We start from the raw sequence: 20196 nt of genomic DNA on the forward strand, positions 1-20196 counted from the left end.
AATGAAGCGTCTAATTAACAACTTATTTGTAAAAATCTTCATCTCATTTTGGATGATCTTGTTGGTCACGGCTTTTGTCTCAATCAACTTATCGAAAATGGTCAGCGAGGATAATTTTAGAGCGCCCTCTTGGGCGCTAAAAAGCTTGCAAGAATTTGCAAAGAGGATTGAGAACAACCCCCAGAAAATGCTCCATCCAAAGCTGGAACCACGCTTTAAAGGGCGATTTGGTAAACCTTTCATTGTGAATGCAAATGGCGAAGTGATTAACCAAACAGATGTGAGTCGCGACATGCGCCGTTTAATCGCGAACCACGATAACCTTGAAGATCCAAGAATCACTCTCGATAAAAAGTACATTCTTATTGGCCCTCAGCAAATAACACTCGATAACCAAAGCTACCTACTCTATGTAGAGCGACGCGCTAAACCTGAGCAAATGCATGCCATTCGTAACTTTGGCGTATCGCCGGTTTTTTTAAGTTTGGTGGCTATTGGGCTTAGCTTAGCCCTGTGTTTTTTGCTTACTCGCCACATTGTAAGGCCACTCAAGAAACTGCAATCGGCAGCAAACAAAGTATCACTTGGTCACTTAGACACTCAACTGCCCGAGATCCATCGCGGCGACGAGGTTGGTCAACTGTCTGATAGCTTGCAACGCATGGTAGATACCCTAAACCAGGCTATTAGCAACCAGCAGCGCTTACTTAGTGACATTTCCCATGAGCTACGCTCGCCACTTACACGAATGAATATGGCGCTGGCCATTCATAAAAAACGCCAAGAGCCGAGCCCAGAAATAGAACGCATTGAACGAGAGTCACAACGTTTAGCAGAGATGATAAACGCACTGTTATCACTCTCGCGTATGCAAGTAAATGCCAAGCAACAACAGCTTGATTTACCCGACCTAATCGATGACATCGTTAACGATTGTGGGTTTGAGGCAGAGCAATTAAACAAAACTTTTACGGCAAGCTACCCACCAAATGTTAGCCTGGTATGTTACCCACAGCTTTTGGCCTCGGCCTTAGAGAACGTTTGCCGTAATGCTTTAAAATACGCTGAACAGCATGTCAGCCTGCAAATAACTCAGCAAGACAATGAGCTAGTGCTGGTTATTCGTGATGATGGGCCAGGCTTAAATGAGGGCGAATTAGAAAGCATTTTCCGGCCATTTTATCGCAGCGGAGAAGCGCGAGATCGCGATAGTGGCGGAGTGGGTTTAGGCTTGGCCATTGCCGAATCAGCGGTTCGCCAACACGGTGGAAGCATTCGCGCGAGCAATCATTCGGCTAAAGGGCTAGAAGTTAGCCTGCGCTTGCCACTACAATAGCGCTTTCGCAGCGACTTGGACTTATCATGATTAACATTGTGCTTTATCAACCAGAAATACCACAAAATACCGGCGCAATAATCCGTTTAGCGGCGAATAGCGGTTGTAACTTACACCTCATCGAACCATTGGGTTTTGCTTGGGATGATAAAAAAGTTAAGCGTGCAGGCTTGGACTACCATGAATTTGCTGAGGTAAAGCGCCATGCCGACTACCAAGCATTTTTAGACACCGAACAGCCCGCCCGATTGTTGGCTTGCACCACCAAAGGCAGCGGTTTTCATAGCGATTTTAGCTTTGAAGCTGGTGACTACTTAATGTTTGGCCCAGAAACTCGTGGTTTGCCCGATGATGTGTTGTCTGAAATCGACAGTAAGTTTCGTTTACGCATTCCTATGTTAGCTGATAGTCGCAGCATGAACTTATCAAACGCAGTATCGGTATTTGCTTACGAAGCTTGGCGCCAACTCGGTTATATTGACGCAGTATAATGCAAAGCCCTTAAGCCGCCTTAAACCAACGCTGTTGATTTAAGGCGCGCTTATATACCCATGCCAAACTCAATCCTCTTAGGGCCATAAAGCCACACAAAGCTAGCCACAAAGCATGGTTACCCCAACCCTGAAACAACCACCACAAAGGGAAAAATCCACCAAAGCTGGCCAGTAGCATAGAGTTACGCATAATTCGCCCTTCCGAGGTCGCAATAAACACCCCATCTAAAATAAAACACCACACCGCCACTAGCGGTAGTACGACCATCCAATGTAAATACAAGGCTGCGGTTACTCGAATATCTGGTATATCGGTAAGTAGAGCAACTAAGTGCTCTCCAAATACCCCAAACATTACGCTAAACATTACCCCAGCCATCAACGCTAGCCACAAACATTGCTTTATAACATCCACAAACAAACCACGATCTTGTTTTCCCTTGGCTTTACCCGCCAACGCCTCTACCGCGTATGCGAGGCCATCGAGGGCAAAAGAAACAAACATCAAAAAGTTTAGCAATACCGCGTTAGCTGCAACAATGTTGTCGCCCAGCCGCGAGCCTTGAAAAGTGATAAAAGCAAAACACAGCTGCAAAGATAATGAGCGTAAAAAGATATCTCTGTTCAGGGAAAACAATCCGCTTAAGTGCTTGCGGCTAAACCCCTGCCAACACTCAGAAAAACTAGGAAGTTGTTTAAAACGACTTAGAAACTGTTGTCGGCACAAATACAAACCTAACAATAATCCCAAGTAATCAGCGATCACTGTGGCTAAGGCCGCACCTTGTACCTTCCAATCAAAACCAACTACAAACAAAACATCTAAGCCGATGTTGCAGCTGTTGGTTAAAATAAGTAACAACATAGGTGCTCGAGCATTTTGCATGCCCAGTAACCAGCCTAACAATACGAAATTTAACAAAGCTGCAGGAGCGCCCCAAATTCGCGTAGAAAAGTACTCAGCGGCATAAAATTGAACAAGCTCGCTGCCACCGGCCAAGCTCAGCCCTAAACGTAAAATTGGCGCCTGCAAGGCAAGTAAAGTGAAACCTAACACCAAGGCGAGTAAGGCTGAGTTAAACCCAATACGTTGAAGCTCAGCTCGATCGTTCGCACCCGATGCTTGCGCACTTAAGCCTGTGGTAGACATACGCAAAAAGCCACATAGCCAGAATACCAAGGTAGTCATCATTGAGCCTAGAGCCACTCCAGCGAGATAGTAGGAATGATCTAAATGGCCAATGACAGCGGTATCTACCAAACCTAATAAAGGAATAGTGATATTCGACAGAATCATCGGGATGGCAATGGCGGCAATAGCAGAGAAACGCGAATGAGACATGTGGGAGAGAGTTAGAGGTTGATACCGAGAGTGTAAGAGTTCGATACACTCTCGGCAATAGCAACGACTAGCTTACAACAACGTAATCAGATTATAGCCAGCCACTCGCCGTGAAAAAAAACAAACTGAAATAGCAGCAACTCCGCTACAGCAAAGCAAACAGCCAATGATCAGCGAGTAAGGCGACAAACAACAGCATCAAATACATTATCGAATAAGCAAACAACTTCATGGCGTCTTTTTGGTTATCACCATTGTATAAACGCCATGCCAATTGAATAAAGCGCAGGTTAAGTACACAACTAGCGGCCAAGTAAACCAGCCCGCTCATGCCAACTAAAAACGGTAACCAACAGACCGCAAACAATAACAACGAGTACAGCACCACCAGCTTTTTGGTGAAGCTAATGCCATGTGTCACTGGCAGCATAGGAATATTCACTTTTGCGTAATCATCTCTTCGAGCAATCGCCAGCGCCCAAAAGTGCGGTGGTGTCCAAGTGAATATCAACATAACAAGCAGCAAAGGCTCAGCCGATACCGCATTGTTTACGGCTGTCCATCCTAGCAATGGCGGCATTGCACCAGCTAAGCCACCAATGACAATGTTCTGTGGCGTAGCGCGCTTTAGCCATAGCGTGTAAACCACTGCGTACCCCACTAGGCTCGCAGCAGTAAGCCAAGCAGTCAGTGGGTTCACCCACCAGTACAACATGGCAAATCCAGCCAGCGACAATAGCGACGCCCACAATAATGCCTGCCAACTGGCAATCGCCCCAGTGGGTAACGGGCGATTATGGGTACGCGCCATAGCTGCATCCGCTTCGCTATCAATATAGTGATTAAATGCTGCTGCCCCACCCGCCATTAATCCAATACCCAAATTACCTATGAGCAAGGCTTGCCAAGGAGGAAGGCCAGACGTTGCCAAACAAGCACCCACCACCGCGGTAAGCACAATTAGAGCAACTACCTTAGGTTTGGTTAATTTGTATAGCGCTCGCCAATTTATTCCCTTGTTCAATGAACTAGGCGGGTTAAGCGTGTTCAACTTCGCCATAATGCGTCTCCTTTTGCACAAGTGGTTTTAACTTGGTGGCACTTTGGTAGTGGGCCAAAATCAAGCTAATTAAACATAGCAGCAGCATGGCCGCTATTAAGTTGTGGGCCACCGCAACAGCCAAAGGCACCTGCCAAAGTACATTCGCCACGCCTAGCCCTATTTGGGTAAACAATACAAAAATAAGCCGAGAAGCTCGCCCGCGCTCAATATCGCTATGGCGTCGCTGTATATAACTCAAGGCTAAAATGAACAAGTATAGGGCTGTCACTCCGGCCCAAATACGATGAGTTACATGCACCGTTTTACGCTGCTCGTGACTCAATACACCAAACTCGTAATTGCTGCCTGTTCGCTCTGGTAAGGGATGAAAAGCATCTATTTGATAATCATCGCTCCACGCTTCATGGCATAAGGGCAAACCTTGGCAGGAAATGGCCGAATAATTAGCAGAGGTCCAACCGCCTAAGGCAATTTGAGTGCTTAGTACTAACAAGCCAACCCACAACCAGCGACCACTGCGTTGCGGTTTGGTAATAGGTCGTTGACGCAACATAAACCAAGTAAACAGCAATGCCAGCATTGAAAAACCGCCCAACAAATGCCCCATCACCACAATAGGCATTAACCCTAGAGTCACCGTGAGCATACCAAGGGCGGCTTGAAATATGATCAGCACCACTGAAGCAATAGCAATAAATCGATGTTGTTTACGCCAAACCGCTATCGCCGCTAGCGCCACCACCAGCAAACCTAAACCGCCGGCAAAGTAACGGTGAATCATTTCATTCCAAGCTTTATGCGCTTCAAGCGGGCGTTCAGGAAAAGCAGTCGCGGCATGCTGGATATGTTCTTCAGTTTGAGGCACTGCGAGCTGGCCATAACAACCCGGCCAATCTGGGCACCCTAAACCAGCATCAGTTAATCGCGTGAACGCGCCTAAACCGATCACGACAACGGCAAGTAACATGGCAGCAATTAATCCTTTTTGCATATGCTTCCCTTAGCCTTTATTGGAACCGCGAGTTTTTAATTAAACGTTTTACGTCTGTGATTAAGCCTTTCACTTGCTCATCTCCTTGAGCCGGCTGATAACTTAAAATGACCCAGCCCGTGGGATCAACCACCAACCATTGTTGGTCGTATCCCGCTAAACCTTGATTACTTTGGGTTATTGCCAAACGAGCATAACCTGCATCAATGTTGGCTTCTTTAGCCTCGCTGATTAACGCTAAACGCTGAGTTTTTTGCTTGGCAATGCCCAGTGCTAACCATGCGGTATTCAACCGCGCTAAGTTGTCGCTACACACATCCAAACAATCATCTTTTATGACTTGAGCAATCGACCACTTACCGACTTGATAATTTTCTAATTGCATTGGCGGCTCTAGCCATTGGCCATGGCTTAAAGCCCCCCGTTCAAACCAGCCCATTTTAAGTACGACCCAGGCCAGAATTAATGGCACTAAAAATACTGAAGCAAGTAACAGCATGGTTTTTTGGTGACTTCTCATAAACCTTCCTTGTTTCTATTTTGCCAACAAAAATAGCCCGTCAGCCCGCTAGCCACTAACGCCATTAACAACCACTGCAAAGCGTAGCCCTTATGTTTTTCAGGAGATATAGACACCAGCTGCTCTGGTGAATGTTCTAATTGGCTATCCAATACAAAAGGTAATAAATCAATGCCCCAGTACTCAGCTAAGGCATCGATATTGACTTGCTGAACCCGTAAACCTTGCGGAAACGCTTCTAACCAATGTTGCTTATCCAACACCACCGGTAAACTCACCTCGCGTAAACGATATCGATTTGGCAAAGCATCAGTATTTAACGCTTGTGGCAGTTCAGCGCGTTGATAAGAAGCAGGTTGCCAAGCCAAGCGCACTAATACATTGCCTTGCGGAGTGGTCGCCAAGGTATAGGCGTCGTAACCCACTTTTCCCTGCTCTACTTGGTTGTCTAGCCAAAGATTGGCGCCCACTGCGTTAATTGTTGAAACTTTTACTATCTGAAACGGCACTGCTCCATTCATTTGAACCTTATCGAGACTTGTTTCTACTAGCGACTGCTGTTGATACTGATCCAATAATTGCTGTTTTTGTTCACTACGTTGCCATTGCCACAATGAAAGCTTGACCATCAGCGCTATCAACGCAACCATAAGCAATACAAACAGTATCAAGCGGTAGGAAACTGTTTTTTTATCAGTCTGTTGAGAGAGCTTGCTTATGTTCATTAAAATACTGATTACCGCACTCGTTCTGTTTGTTGTGGTAAATATGGTGTTAGCACTTCGCGTTATGCTTAAAGGCGGCGAGAAACCAATGACTCATTATCTAGCTAGGCGCTTAATGATAAGCGCATTAGTTCTCATCGTTGTGTTACTCGCCATGTCGTTGGGATACATTCAACCCAACCCTCGCCCTTATTAGTTAGAGCACGTATACAAACAAGAATAGACACAACCACACCACGTCTACAAAGTGCCAATACCAACTGGAAGCCATAAAGGCGAAATGGCTCTTCCCGGTAAAATGGCCTTTTAGTACTCGCAAAAACATCACTGTTAGCATGATTGCGCCCAGCGTTACGTGTAAACCATGAAAACCCGTCAATAAGAAGAAGGTATTTCCGTAAATACCTGAATCAAGCCTTAGCCCCATTTCTTGGTAAGCGTGCACATACTCTTCTACTTGGAAAAATAAGAATGCAAAGCCCAGTACCAAGGTAATAGCTAGCCATAATTTGAGCGGGCCGCGCTTATCTTTTTCCAAACTCACGTGAGCAAAATGTAGGGTGAATGAAGATATCACCAATATAACGGTGTTAAGTAGTGGCAAGCCGTACCAGCCCATTGCCTCGGTGGTAGTACCGCCGGGGGTTTGAATAAGTGGCCAAATGGCTTCAAATTCAGGCCATAACACAGCCCCGGTCATTTCATTATTGCCTGCGCCACCTAACCATGGCACCGCGATCATTCGGGCGTAAAATAGTGCACCAAAAAATGCACCAAAGAACATGATTTCAGAGAAAATAAACCAGCTCATGCCTTGACGAAATGAACGATCCATTTGGGCGCTGTATAAGCCATCCATACTTTCTTGAATAACATTACCAAACCAACCAAATAGCATGGTAATAATCACCACAAAACCACAGGTTAATACCCAAAGGCCGTAGCTTTGCTCGCTACCCATTTGTTGAACGCTAAAACCCGCGCCCATAGCGATGAGGAATAAACCTACCGCGCCAACAATTGGCCAAATACTTTGGGCAGGTACGTAATACTTATCATAAGGCTGCGTCATTGCTCACCTCTCCATCAGCACGTGTTTGTGCAGTTTCAGATTCATTTAGCTCAGCACCCTCTACCGCAAATAAGGTGTAAGCCAAGGTTAATGTGTTTATATCTTCAGGTAATTCGGGGGCGACATAAAAAAACAAAGGCATGTCTTGTTGCTCACCCGGTGCGAGGGTTTGTTGTTCAAAACAAAAACAACTCACTTTTTTAAGATGATTAGCCGCGAGACCAGGGCTTACCGAAGGCACTGCTTGTACTGTTCCTCGGCGAGCGGTGAAGTTACTGGCGCTAAAATCGACTTGTAAGGTTTCACCTGGATGAACTTTCACCCGGTTAACCTTAGGGCCAAATTTCCAGTTAAGTCCCTGTGGCACGTAACTTATAAACTCCACCGTAACTATACGCTGCTCATCGGTAGCCATACTTACTTCGCTAGCTGTTTTGGCGGTTTTTCCGTTAATACCGGTGACTTTGCAGAATACGTCGTACAAAGGCACTAAGGCATAACCAAAGCCAAACATTGCCACCACTACCAATAGCAGTCGCACAACTAAGCGGCGATGGCCAAGCATCTTATTTAATCTCCGGTGGAGTAGTGAAGCTGTGATAAGGCGCAGGCGAAGGCAGGTTATCCCACTCTAAGCCTTCGGCACCTTCCCAGGGTTTAGCAGGAGCAGGCTCTCCACTGCGAATACACTTAATCACCAAGTACAAGAAGATGAACTGCGATAAACCAAAGGCAAAACCACCAATACTCACGATTGCGTTTACATCAGCAAATTGCAGGGCGTAATCAGGGATCCTGCGAGGCATTCCTCCCAAACCTAAAAAGTGCATAGGGAAAAACAGCACATTTACTGATACCAGCGAGCACCAGAAGTGCAATCGACCTAAGCCTTCGTCATACATTCTGCCCGACCATTTGGGTAGCCAATAATAAGCCGCAGCCATAATCGAGAAGATGGCTCCTGTCACCAATACATAGTGGAAGTGCGCCACCACAAAGTAGGTATCGTGGTACTGAAAATCCACCGGAGTAATCGCCAGCATCAAACCTGAGAAACCACCAATGGTGAACAGTACAATAAAGGCAATCGCAAACAACATGGGGGTTTCAAAGGTTAAAGAGCCTTTCCACATAGTGGCGACCCAGTTAAATACCTTCACCCCTGTGGGCACCGAAATCAACATGGTACAGAACATGAAAAATAGTTCTGCTTCCACCGGCATTCCAGTGGTAAACATATGGTGCGCCCACACCACAAAGCTTAGTCCTGCGATAGACGCCGTTGCGTAAACCATCGAAGAATAACCAAACAGCGGTTTACGAGAGAACGCGGGAACAATTGCCGAGATAATGCCAAAGGAGGGCAGAATCATAATGTAAACTTCAGGATGGCCGAAGAACCAGAAAATATGCTGGAACAACACCGGGTCCCCCCCTCCCGCAGCATCAAAGAAGGAGGTTCCAAAGTATTTATCAGTTAACACCATTGTCACCGCCCCCGCCAATACCGGCATTACCGCAATCAGCAAAAAGGCCGTAATAAACCAAGTCCATACAAACAACGGCAGCTTCATGTAGGTCATACCTGGGGCGCGTAAGTTCATAATGGTAACAATCACGTTAATCGCTCCCATGATCGAGCTTATCCCCATAATATGTATCGCAAACACAAATAGGGCGGTGCTGTCTGGGCTGTATTTAGTTGATAACGGAGCGTAAAAAGTCCAACCAAAATTGGGGCCGCCACCTTCCATAAACAGCGATGCCAACAGAATGCTGAAGGCAAAGGGTAAAATCCAGAAGCTCCAGTTATTCATGCGTGGCAATGCCATATCCGGCGCGCCAATCATCATTGGTACTAACCAGTTAGCTAAGCCCGTGAAGGCTGGCATCACCGCACCAAATACCATGATAAGGCCATGCACCGTAGTCATTTGATTAAAGAAATTAGGCTCAACCAGTTGCAAGCCTGGTTGGAACAGCTCGGCGCGAATAATCATCGCCATGGCTCCACCAACAATAAACATGGCAAAGCTGAACCATAAGTACATTGAACCAATGTCTTTATGGTTGGTGGTTAGTACCCAACGCATTAATCCGCGAGGGGCATGGTGGTGTTCTTCATGGTCTGAGTGAACGTCACTAATCGTGCTCATTGTCTGTCTCCCTACTGCGCTGCGTTTTGCACGGCCACAACATCCTTGGCCTGCACTAAGTCACCCGTATCATTACCCCAAGCATTTCGCTCATAAGTAATCACCGCAGCTAGCTCTTTCAAACCAAGCTGTTTACCAAAGGCTTGCATGGCTGTGCCAGGCTCGCCATTTACCACCACTTCAATATGTTTAGTCACATCACCTAACGCGATTGGACTGTCTTTTAAAGCGGGGAACACGCCAGGTAAACCTAAGCCGTTAACTTGGTGACAAGCAGCACAGCTTTTCTCATACACTTTTTCGCCTAACGACATCAGCTCATCTTGCTGCATCGTCATGGCCACCAGTTCTAGCTCTTGCGCTTGCTTGGCTAAATAGGCAGCTTCTTTCTCTGCCAACCAAGCATCATATTCGGCTTGGGGTTTGGCAATGACAACAATAGGCATAAAGCCATGGTCTTTTCCACATAGCTCAGCACATTGGCCACGGTAAATGCCGGGTTTATCAATGATGGTCCATGCTTCGTTAATAAAACCTGGGTTAGCATCTTTTTTAACAGCAAAGTCAGGCACCCACCAAGAGTGAATAACGTCTTCAGAGGTCATGAGGAAGCGGACTTTTTTACCGATTGGCAATACGAGGGGGTGGTCAACTTCAAGCAAATAGTTTTTGCGCTTTTCCAGTTTGCCGTTTACTTCATCCCAATCAGATGCCATTACACTGTAAAACTCTAAATCTTGGTCAAAGTACTTGTAGTGCCACTTCCACTGGGAACCTGTCACTTGAATGGTAATGTCGGCATCGGAAGGGTCTTCCATTGCCAGCAGGGTTTTAGTGGCTGGAATCGCCATGCCTATCAAAATGATAAAGGGAATGATGGTCCAGATAATTTCCACTTTAGTGCTTTCGTGGAATTGAGCAGGAACCGCTCCTTTGGATTTACGGTGATGGTAAATCGACCAAAACATAGCGCCAAATACCAAAACACCAATGGCACAACAAATATAGAAAATTGTCATGTGCAAGCCATAAACTTGCTCACTGATGGCAGTAACACCAGGACGTAAATTAAAAGACATCTCTTGCGCAAACAAATGCGGCGAAAAAAATGTCAGCACTAATAGCTGAATCCATCGGCCCACAGCGCTCTCCTTTGCAGTAGCCAACGACAACAACTTTCCATGCTAGGAAAGTAGCTGCGAATAAAGGGAAAATCCCCACCCCAAAAGCATAGGCTATTACAGCTAAATACAACCTACTGTTTATAAATTAACCCCTAAGTTAAAGAAATGTAAATACATTGTTGAGATTTTTATGGATAAAGACAAAAGATGTGATGTTAACGACAAAAGCCCAAATCAGAGTGATTTGGGCTTCAAAATGGGGGAACTTATTGTTGAATAAGGCTTACATCCAATCGGCAGTGCGAATAATACCTACCGCTAAACCTTCTATTTCGATGTTCTGATATTCAAGATCAACTTCAATGGTTGATAACTCTTCATTCTCGGGATGTAAGTACACCATCTTACCGTCTCGCTCAAAACGTTTAACCGTAACATCTTCATCTAAACGAGCCACAACCACCTGTCCATTGTGCACCTGGGTGGTTTTATGCACGGCTAATAAATCACCATCCATAATGCCGATATCTTTCATGCTCATGCCCTGTACTCGCAGTAAATAATCGGCATGCGGATTAAATAAGCTAGCATCTACGGCATAATGAGATTCAACGTGCTCCTGCGCCAAAATAGGCTCACCCGCAGCAACTTGACCGATTAACGGCAAGCCTAGCTCAGGCTCTACAGTGGCTTCATTTGCACTAGCCGGCAAGTACGCTTCACTAATACGGATCCCTCGCGACGCACCAGGAATCATTTCAATCGCACCTTTTTTAGCTAAAGCTCTAAGGTGTTCTTCTGCTGCATTAGCCGAGCGAAATCCTAGCTCTTTAGCAATTTCGGCACGCGTTGGAGGCATACCAGTATCGTTAATATGGCGGCGAATAAGTTCAAACACTTCTGTTTGGCGGGGCGTTAAAGGCTTCATAGTCTACCTGTAAGTTTATACAGCACACTGTTAGTATATACAGCATACATTTAGACGCAAGGTTTTATCCTAATTCTGATTTTGTTACTGTTGATTCAAAGTGATAGGAGGCAAAGATGAACCTTGAGATAGTTGAAGTATCAGCTCAATATGACCAAGATCTACAGCGAATAATCAAACAGGTTGGCCAAGAGTATGGCGCGGTAGGTGAAGGCTTTGGCCCCTCTGATGCCGAAGTTAACAATATGAGTCAATACTACACACAGCAAAATCACAGCAGGTACATGGTCGCGTTGTTAGGTAATAAGGTCGTTGGCGGCTGCGGCATTGCGCCTTTTGCCGATAGTAAAGATACCAGTGAGTTAAAAAAGTTATTTTTGCTAGAAGAAGCTAGAGGCCAAGGTCTTGGTAAAAAGCTCTCTTTAGCCTGCCTAGCATTTGCCTTAGAGCAGGGATTTTCTCGCTGTTACCTAGATACCCTTAGCAATATGTCGGCAGCGATTAAACTATACGAAGGCCTCGGTTTTGAACACTTATCTGCACCTTTACAAGGTACAGCCCATAATGGCTGCGATGTTTGGATGCTAAAGCAACTTTTAAAGCAGGGAACTTAACAATAGCGCTAATCCTGACAGGATAGCGCTATCGAAATTTTCTTTTGAAAAAAACTTACTATTGCTGAAGCTCAAATGCACCAATATCTACGCCCAAACCTGATACCCTTGCACTTCCTGCTAAATCCTTACTCGGTAGCTCAAGGTTATCAACACCATTATCAACGGCCTCACTAGTCAAATTCAAACTGAAGTCACTCTCTAGCCCTTGAGAGATCTTGTCGCTTACAATGTTACTTTCGTTCACAAACTCACTATTATTTAGTAGCTCTGTAAAACGAGATGAAAACAAGTTATGACGAGTAACGCTTTGCTCACCGCTAACGCTAAATACTGAACCATCGAGTTCTGAATCATCAACACTCTCTAAGTTGTCAGTCAGTGCGACAATATTGTTTTCAAAAACAATGGCTGATAATGGAAAGAGCGAGTGGTCACTAAAGAAAGAATACATATCTATTAGAGTATTATTGCTTACTTTTACAGATTCTTTAAGCTGCTCTGATTCTGCTTGACCCAGTGAATTTCCAATTAGCGTCGCCCGGCTGTTTTGCAAAACAATAAGATTATTGTTCACCGATGAGCCCGGTGGTAAGTTAATAAGTGTACCATTAGTGTCTTTCACATTTATGGAGTTGTGAGTAATTCGTATAGGCTTATCTGAAGTAATCATTGAGCCGCGATAACCAGAAATGTGGATATCACTGTTAACAATACTCCCCCCGCTCACCTTTATTGCACTGTCTGTATCAGCAATAACGTGTAGATTTAGACCATCAATGTGTAACTCAGAAGTACTGGTTATCGAGGCTCCATCTGCATAAGCACCTGACTTTAACCACAATTCTGTATTAGCATCCCCTTTCAAGGTTAAGTTTCTATCAAAAGTAACGCTACCACTGTAGATCCCAGGCGCTATGTTTAAAATCGTCTCACCAACTTCTAGCTCATCAGCTTGAGCCTTCAACTCCGCCATCGATGAAGTAATCGCGAGCAAACTTGAAAACTGTTGCTCATACACCAAGCTACCATCTTTGTAGTCTTTCACATTGATGCCAATACTCACTTTTCCATGAGCACTTGGTTTAGATAGCACCAGTTCGACAGAAGGATTACGAAAAGATGGCACATCACACTGAGCTAACTTAGAAGAAAAGGTGCACACCATTTCATCGTCTAAAACATTAATTCCAACAATCTCCATTCCCAATGAGCTGCTTGGTAAACTAATATCTAAAGCCTGCTCTAGGTAGCGACTGCTATCGATTTCTAATTTATAGAAGAACTCATCTTTGATGTCGTCTAAAACAACCGCAAAATCGTTAGCATTAATCCTGCTTTCTGTATAAGGTCGTTGGTGAAGTGTTAGACTGCGTGAAAACGAAGGTTCTTCCTGTGCTGAAGTCATTAGTGGGTTATTAAAATCAAGTGCAATTTTATGCTTCGTTTCACCTACGTCTAGACTTCTATTTTTAAACTCTAATATAGCTAAATCTAAGTTTTCGAGAGGGTGGTTTTGGTAACCTATAAAATCTGAATAATCTGTGACATTACACTTTAGTAAATTATTTTCTATAGAACAGTGGTCACTTTCTTCAATATTCCATTCGATAGTTTCCGGGAAACTCACTGTAAACGAAAAATCGCTGATCGCATCAGCTAAACGTTTATCTATATTTCCAAATAACCGTAACGTGTAACTGGAACTTTCAAGCCCAACCAATGTATCTATAAACGAGTTAGGTATACCGATGTTGATAGAAGGTTTAGACGTTGCATCTACAGGAGAAGAATCAATACCAACAAACTCTAAATAATTCGACCACCCATCTCCATCGTCATCATCCTCTCCATTTGCTTCAAGATGGTCAAGCCCATAATAAATCTCCCAACCATCCCACATTCCATCACCGTCGCTATCATTTAAGTTGCTGAGAACTCTGTGGGTTAGAAAATGTAAAGGAGCTTCCCTAACTGTCGAGTTTGACTCATCAAAGGGAAATAACTCTAGATTGTTTTTCTTCGGATTTGGATTAAATGTAGTGCTATACGAGCTTGAGTCGCCCTTAACAGTAAAGTGCCCGTCGTCAACATTTAGCCCTGACATTAACAATTGGTCACTTGTTAAATCTACACGACCATGAGCCCCCAAATAAATACTACCCTTTACCTCAACCATATTTTCACTATTGGCATTCGACTCAAGCCAAGAGACGTTATCTAAGAGTATTTGCTGAGCTTGATTCTCATCAGTCATGATCAAGTTCATGCGTGTATCTTTGGTGAGGCTGCGGGTAATACGGAAGTCAACATTACCATTGAGCTGACTATAGTGATTTGAGTTAGAAGAGATGGAGAAATCCGTGTACTTAACCGAGTAATTATCTAAATAATGTCCACTAGCACTATTCAAAGCCTTAATTGTTAGAGTGTATGAACCATTGACTGTTGCATTGTTTATAAGGCATTCATTAAATGAGACTGATACCTCTCCTAACCAGGTGCTTGTATCTACATCGCTATGCTCTTCAAAGTTTCCGCTATCACAGCTTAGAGAAGAGTATAGGCCAGGAAAATCCCCAATACCGAACATTAAATACAAAAAGCTATCAGGGGAAATAAGATCTTTAGCGCTTAATTCCCCATTGCTTTTAAGTTGAGAAGAATAAAACGCAGCACGAGAAAACTGATGTGCGTTAGCAGAATTAACCACCGCTAATTCTTCGCTTCCTTCGTATTGAGCTCTAGCCTCACTTATTGAACTGGAACCTGACGAACCACCACAACCTACGAGAGTGTGAATGGAAGCGGCAAATAGCCCGCATAATATGATATTGTATTTCATGGTTAAGAATCCCTTCATGCTAATGAAGACATTCTATTATTCTTTGTATTAATTACTTATTTTTGTACTAAAAGATAGCCATAGATCACAGCTAAGCCAATGAAAAGTATATTTAAAACAACAAACAGCTCTTGAAAGCCCTTTCAAAAAAGCTTTTAAAAAACTATTAAGGCGCGATAGATTCGTAATAAGATCGGTGTCTTGAGCGACTGAATAAGAATACGAGCAAAAGACTACTAAACATAAAAACCGAAGCTGGCTCACTCACTCTTGTCGCCTCTGCAACAATCAGTACAGGGTTAATGTCTATCCAGAAATAATCGTTATCATTTTGAACGAGAGGACTACGGAATATGCGCTCAACTTCTGGCTCGGTAATTAATGTGCGATTGTTGAGGCTTGGATTCATTAGGTAAGCGCCAGACAAGTGCGGTAGGCCTAAATTGTGGCCTAACTCGTGAGCAAGCAACTCTCCGCCTAAACTGCCCGCGGCGTAACTAGATTCAACCACAAAATCGTTTCCAAAATACTCCCCACAACCCACTATCCCTCGATTGATTTGCGATCCGCAGGCGCTAATCGTGTCGATAAAATAAAAATTGACCACATTAGAGGGGCCAACATGCTGACTAAAAAGTTGACTCACCTCCGCGCTGGTAGTGATATCCAATAGCTCGGGAAAGACCAATTCGGTGGCGGTACCAATGCGGATATCAATGATGTTTTGGCCAAAAGTCGCTTGAGAATAAATGCTATCAAGAGCGGCTTCTTGAGTAGTAATAAACGCAGCATGAACAAAGGGAGTGGTAAGTAGTGAAATGCCGAAAATCGCCGCACGTGTAAACAATTTCATGATGGGTTCCTTAGCCGGGTAAGCCTAATCTAAATCATGAGTGACCAATTTTAACGATAGCAGCCAATTCTAATTAGGCAAAGATTAACAGCAAAACTAGCTTACTTAGAGGAAGTTTTCTCGCTTAGAACAGCAGTATATTCCAAACCATTGTTTACGCAGATTTTGCATCAAATCAAAGCCAAATTTTGATAAGTCTGCTACTCTATGCCCTGTATTCATTCACCACTATAAGCTCTTTGAGATGTTACATTTACCCTCTCCAGTATTGGCCATATTGCGCTCTATCATTGGCTTTTTTACTCGCGGCAAGTTTGTCCCTCAAAACCCGATTGCTGAGTTCGATCTAGATCTAAGCCAACCGATCATTTACGTCATTCCTAGTAACTCATTAGCTGACGTGCTTACTTTACAACTTGCCTGTAAACAGCTTGGCCTGCCCGATCCCTTCGAGCCAGTGATGTTTGCCGGTGAAGCCCACCAAGGGGTAGCCTTTTTAGTCGATGGTAAAGGTGAAACCCTAGAAGCTACCATCAACCAATTTACCGCGGCTCTCAGTATTCACCGCAGCGATGAAAGCCATAACGCACAATTAGTGCCTGTTAAATTGTTTTGGGATCGCTACCCTGGCAGAGAGAGTGTTAACGACTTAATGGGCGGCAAGCCTGAACGCCCAGCTGGCATTTTGAAGAAAACTTGGCAAGTGATTTTTAAAGGACGCGAAAACCTAATACGCTTCAGTCGTCCGGTATCACTGAAGGATATGGCACAGCGCCAAGGTTCTGATAAGCGTATTGGCCATAAGTTAGCGCGCGTAGCGCGAATCCACTTTAGCCGTATGCAAATGATCGCTACCGGGCCTAAGCTGCCAAACCGTCGTCATATGTTTGAGCAACTGCTCGCCTCAACCATTATTCGTGAAGCGATAGCTGAAGAAGCCAAAGCAAAAAAAATTAGCCATTCTGAAGCGCGCCAAGCAGCCTTAAAATACCTAGAGGAAATTGCTGCTGACTTTTCGTATCGCAACCTTCGCATCGGTGAGTCGGTGTTAAGTTGGGTGTGGAATAAAATCTACTCAGGCATAGAAGTTAACCACGCAGAAAAGGTGCGTCAGCTAGCTCAAGAGGGCCACGAAATTGTATTCGCCCCCTGCCACCGCAGCCATATGGATTACTTACTGTTGTCTTATGTACTCTATCATCAGGGCATGGTACCACCGCACATTGCAGCAGGCGTAAACCTTAACTTTTGGCCAGCGGGACCGTTTTTTCGCCGCGCCGGTGCATTTTTTATTCGCCGCAGTTTTAAGGGCAACAAACTCTACTCAACCGTTTTTCGCGAGTACCTCGGCCAATTGTTTAGTCGCGGTTATTCTGTTGAATACTTTACCGAAGGTGGGCGTAGCCGCACTGGACGCTTGCTTCCACCCAAGACCGGCATGTTAGCCATGACAGTACAGGCGATGCTGCGAGGACTAGAGCGACCCGTCACTATTGTGCCCATTTACTTTGGTTACGAACACGTAATGGAAGTAGGCACTTACTACAAAGAGTTAAAGGGAAAATCCAAAGACAAAGAATCACTATTTTCTCTGTTTGGCATGCTGCGTAAATTGCGTAATTTTGGCCATGGCTACGTAAACTTTGGCGAGCCTATCAACGTAAACCAAAGCTTAAACAAACTCGCACCCGAGTGGCGAGAGCATCCAGAAGATGGATTAAAGCCGACTTGGTTGGTGCCTGCGGTTAATGATATTTCTAACCAATTGATGGAAAACATCAACAGTGCCGCCGCAGTGAATGGCTTGTGCTTAAGTGCCATTATTTTGCTCGCTGCAGAAAATCGTGCACTGCCGCGCAAGCAGTTGGTTAAGCAAATAACCTTATGTACCTCATTGATTAAAAACGTGCCTTACAGTGACCACGTTACCCTACCAGAGCTGGATGCAGAGGCCTTGCTAGACCAAACCATCAGCTTAGATAAGTTTGAAATAAGAAGTGATTATTTAGGCGAAATAATCGGCCTTGATGAGAAACAACAAGTGCTGCTTAACTTTTACCGCAATAACATTATTCACTTAATGATTATTCCGGCATTTATTGCTACTGCTTTACTCCAGCATCGCAGCCTTTGTCGTAACCAGTTGGTTAGCTTACTTGAACAGCTATACCCTCTATTAAAAGGCGAACTGTTCTTGCGCTATCAAGTGAGTGATATGAGCGATCTCGCCGAGCAGTACTTACAAGAGTTTGTAGCATTAAAACTGATTAGCGAAAATGGCGACTGTTTTATTATTGATAATCACCGCCGAGGTCGTTTATTGCTGCTTTCTCAAATTGCCCAAGAAAGCTTGCATCGCTATGCGATTGTAGCTGCCTTATTAGCAAAATATCCGCATTTAGAACGTGCAGAGCTAGAACAGCAAGCATTAGCAGGAGCCCAGCGCTTAGCCAAACTGCATAATATTGACGCACCAGAGTATTACGACAAACGCATTACTACTAATCTGTTGTCGCTAATGCGAGAAAAGGGATATACAGAGACACGAGCGGCCGGCGAGCTATTCGCTCAGCTGTCACCATTGTTAGCAGACGGAGTGTATGACTCTATCAGTGAGTTACTTGAACTAGACGCTTAAACCGCAAACCACGCCAGCCACGCATAGTGGCTGGCGATACCTAAAAATATCGCCAAACCTACGTAGTTATTATTCAAAAAAGCTTGAAAACAAGCATCACGGTCACGATATCGAATCAGCTTTTGCTGATAAACAAATAGCACAGCAGCAGCTAACAACGCAAAATCAAAAGCCCAACTTAAATCTTTTAGGTAAGCCAATGCTGCAAAACACAATAAACTGCTTAACTGCAACAAGGCAATGATTAGCTTGTCGAAGCGACCAAACAAAATGGCAGTAGATTTAATACCCACCAGCAAGTCATCATCACGATCCACCATCGCATACTTGGTATCGTAAGCTATTGTCCAGCACACATTAGCCATGAGCAACAACCAGGCCTCGCTAGGCACGCTGCCAGTTTGAGCCGCATAAGCCATGGGAATACACCAACTAAAAGCCAAGCCAAGAAACAACTGAGGCAAGTGGGTATAACGTTTCATAAAGGGGTAAATAGCGGCAAGAACTAAGGCCGCAAAAGACAACAATATGGTCAGCGTGTTTTGCGTCAACACCAATAAAAATGATGCCGCTACCAAGCCAGCAAACAAACTTAAGGCGTTTCGCTCACTAACCTCGCCCGTTGCCAAGGGGCGCTGTGCAGTTCGTTTAACATGCGCATCTACTTTTCGGTCGGCATAGTCATTAATCACACAACCTGCCGAGCGCATAAAAAACACCCCCAAAACAAACACCACAAACACCGACAAGCTAGGCAAACCTTCGGCCGCCAACCAAAGTGCCCACAGCGCTGGCCACAGCAACAACAAGGTGCCAATAGGTTTATCTGCACGCATAAGTTGCCAATAAGGGCGAATACTAGTTAGCTGCAACACCATCTTCTCCTTGATAAGCCAAACTGTTGGGCAAAAAGATTTCGGCGACTAATAACGGCGCGCTGGCAAGAAGGAAGCGTGAACGACGCCCCCACAACGCTTGCTGAGTTTGTGCATGTTGGTAAATCGGTGAGTTCTGCTCAATTTGGCACAGTTCCAGGGTTTGTCGCTGCCCTTTATCGGTAAACAACAACTCGCCTAAGGGTTTATTTGCTAGCCGACTTATCGCAGCAGCATCCCCTTCTAATGAGCTTTTAGGAATCACACTCCGAGCAAAAACCCACGCTTTTCCATCACAGCACAACAACACTTCTCGCACCCAATAAGGTCCTTGGCAAGCAACAGCCTTGGCCTCATGTTCAGCAATCTCTGCGTACCCTTCAAACAACACCTTAATAGAAAACTGTTGGCAATGCTGGCGTAAACGAGCTGTAAGCGATCCGGGATAAACTAACCAATCCTGTAGGGTGGCGGAATAAACAGGTAAGGCTTCAGGCAGCTGCCAATGTCCATTGGCTCCACACGGTTGGGCTTGATTCAAATTCACGCGTTCACATACTTCAAAGTTAGGTTCTCATTATCCGGCAATTGGCTAATTAAAGTAAACTCGACCAAGCTTA

At 44.7% G+C, this 20196-nt stretch carries 19 protein-coding genes; 5 read left to right on the plus strand and 14 right to left on the minus strand.

The genetic code is table 11. From position 1 onward, the window contains the following. The first annotated feature begins 1 nt into the window (after position 1). Both FFR00_RS17975 and trmL read left to right on the plus strand, forming a co-directional pair. Positions 2-1336 (plus strand): ATP-binding protein, encoded by a 1335-nt coding sequence (locus FFR00_RS17975; RefSeq protein ID WP_137674796.1) that lies wholly within the window; start codon positions 2-4, stop codon positions 1334-1336. Positions 1337-1362: 26 nt separating this feature from the next. Further along, positions 1363-1827, plus strand: a complete 465-nt coding sequence (gene trmL, locus FFR00_RS17980) for a tRNA (uridine(34)/cytosine(34)/5-carboxymethylaminomethyluridine(34)-2'-O)-methyltransferase TrmL (RefSeq protein ID WP_137674797.1) — start codon at positions 1363-1365, stop codon at positions 1825-1827. Between the two features lie 10 nt (positions 1828-1837). Here trmL and dinF read toward each other — a convergent pair whose 3' ends face one another. From dinF to FFR00_RS18005, 5 genes are all read right to left on the minus strand, one after another. Further along, entirely contained in the window at positions 1838-3172 is a 1335-nt protein-coding gene (dinF, locus tag FFR00_RS17985) for an MATE family efflux transporter DinF (RefSeq protein WP_137674798.1), read from the minus strand. 145 nt (positions 3173-3317) lie between these two features. Beyond that, positions 3318-4232, minus strand: a complete 915-nt coding sequence (cyoE, locus tag FFR00_RS17990) for a heme o synthase (RefSeq protein WP_174235973.1) — start codon at positions 4230-4232, stop codon at positions 3318-3320. Further along, on the minus strand, positions 4210-5226 hold the full coding sequence (locus FFR00_RS17995) for a heme A synthase (protein ID WP_137674799.1): 1017 nt from the start codon (positions 5224-5226) through the stop codon (positions 4210-4212). The genes cyoE and FFR00_RS17995 overlap by 23 nt, the downstream gene beginning before the upstream one ends. A 16-nt stretch (positions 5227-5242) precedes the next feature. Next, positions 5243-5746 (minus strand): hypothetical protein, encoded by a 504-nt coding sequence (locus FFR00_RS18000; RefSeq protein WP_137674800.1) that lies wholly within the window; start codon positions 5744-5746, stop codon positions 5243-5245. Beyond that, on the minus strand, positions 5743-6471 hold the full coding sequence (locus FFR00_RS18005) for an SURF1 family protein (RefSeq protein ID WP_137674801.1): 729 nt from the start codon (positions 6469-6471) through the stop codon (positions 5743-5745). The genes FFR00_RS18000 and FFR00_RS18005 overlap by 4 nt, the downstream gene beginning before the upstream one ends. Here FFR00_RS18005 and FFR00_RS18010 point away from each other — a divergent pair. Next, complete coding sequence (locus tag FFR00_RS18010) at positions 6464-6667, plus strand: DUF2909 domain-containing protein (RefSeq protein WP_137674802.1); 204 nt, start codon at positions 6464-6466, stop codon at positions 6665-6667. The genes FFR00_RS18005 and FFR00_RS18010 overlap by 8 nt on opposite strands. On the opposite strand, the gene FFR00_RS18015 is transcribed toward FFR00_RS18010, so the two are convergent. From FFR00_RS18015 to lexA, 5 genes are all read right to left on the minus strand, one after another. Then, on the minus strand, positions 6668-7543 hold the full coding sequence (locus tag FFR00_RS18015; protein ID WP_137674803.1) for a cytochrome c oxidase subunit 3: 876 nt from the start codon (positions 7541-7543) through the stop codon (positions 6668-6670). It lies immediately after the preceding gene. Further along, a complete protein-coding gene (locus tag FFR00_RS18020) occupies positions 7527-8108 on the minus strand; it encodes a cytochrome c oxidase assembly protein (RefSeq protein WP_137674804.1) in 582 nt (193 codons plus the stop codon). The genes FFR00_RS18015 and FFR00_RS18020 overlap by 17 nt, the downstream gene beginning before the upstream one ends. A 1-nt stretch (position 8109) precedes the next feature. After that, complete coding sequence (ctaD, locus tag FFR00_RS18025; RefSeq protein ID WP_137674805.1) at positions 8110-9699, minus strand: cytochrome c oxidase subunit I; 1590 nt, start codon at positions 9697-9699, stop codon at positions 8110-8112. A gap of 11 nt (positions 9700-9710) precedes the next feature. Next, positions 9711-10778, minus strand: coding sequence for a cytochrome c oxidase subunit II (gene coxB, locus FFR00_RS18030; RefSeq protein ID WP_201798771.1), 1068 nt, complete (start codon positions 10776-10778; stop codon positions 9711-9713). A gap of 328 nt (positions 10779-11106) precedes the next feature. Then, positions 11107-11751: a transcriptional repressor LexA gene (lexA, locus tag FFR00_RS18035; RefSeq protein WP_137674807.1), complete on the minus strand. Its 645-nt coding sequence runs from the start codon at positions 11749-11751 to the stop codon at positions 11107-11109. A 116-nt stretch (positions 11752-11867) separates the two neighbouring features. On the opposite strand from lexA, the gene FFR00_RS18040 reads away from it, so the two are divergent. Next, a complete protein-coding gene (locus FFR00_RS18040; protein WP_137674808.1) occupies positions 11868-12365 on the plus strand; it encodes a GNAT family N-acetyltransferase in 498 nt (165 codons plus the stop codon). A 58-nt stretch (positions 12366-12423) separates the two neighbouring features. Here the strand turns inward: FFR00_RS18040 and FFR00_RS18045 are convergent, their stop codons facing one another. Continuing rightward, complete coding sequence (locus tag FFR00_RS18045; protein WP_137674809.1) at positions 12424-15210, minus strand: choice-of-anchor Q domain-containing protein; 2787 nt, start codon at positions 15208-15210, stop codon at positions 12424-12426. Positions 15211-15376: 166 nt separating this feature from the next. After that, positions 15377-16063, minus strand: coding sequence for a PEP-CTERM sorting domain-containing protein (locus FFR00_RS18050; RefSeq protein WP_137674810.1), 687 nt, complete (start codon positions 16061-16063; stop codon positions 15377-15379). Positions 16064-16307: 244 nt separating this feature from the next. Here FFR00_RS18050 and plsB point away from each other — a divergent pair, with 244 nt between their 5' ends. After that, the gene (plsB, locus tag FFR00_RS18055) at positions 16308-18701 is read left to right on the plus strand and encodes a glycerol-3-phosphate 1-O-acyltransferase PlsB (RefSeq protein ID WP_137674811.1); all 2394 of its coding nucleotides are present in this window, start codon (positions 16308-16310) and stop codon (positions 18699-18701) included. Here the strand turns inward: plsB and ubiA are convergent. Both ubiA and FFR00_RS18065 read right to left on the minus strand, forming a co-directional pair. Further along, a complete protein-coding gene (ubiA, locus tag FFR00_RS18060) occupies positions 18698-19579 on the minus strand; it encodes a 4-hydroxybenzoate octaprenyltransferase (protein ID WP_137674812.1) in 882 nt (293 codons plus the stop codon). The genes plsB and ubiA overlap by 4 nt on opposite strands. After that, entirely contained in the window at positions 19560-20123 is a 564-nt protein-coding gene (locus tag FFR00_RS18065; protein ID WP_137674813.1) for a chorismate lyase, read from the minus strand. The genes ubiA and FFR00_RS18065 overlap by 20 nt, the downstream gene beginning before the upstream one ends. Positions 20124-20196: the final 73 nt, after the last annotated feature.

The organism is Agarivorans sp. Toyoura001 (genome assembly GCF_005405585.1).
Classification (GTDB): domain Bacteria; phylum Pseudomonadota; class Gammaproteobacteria; order Enterobacterales; family Celerinatantimonadaceae; genus Agarivorans.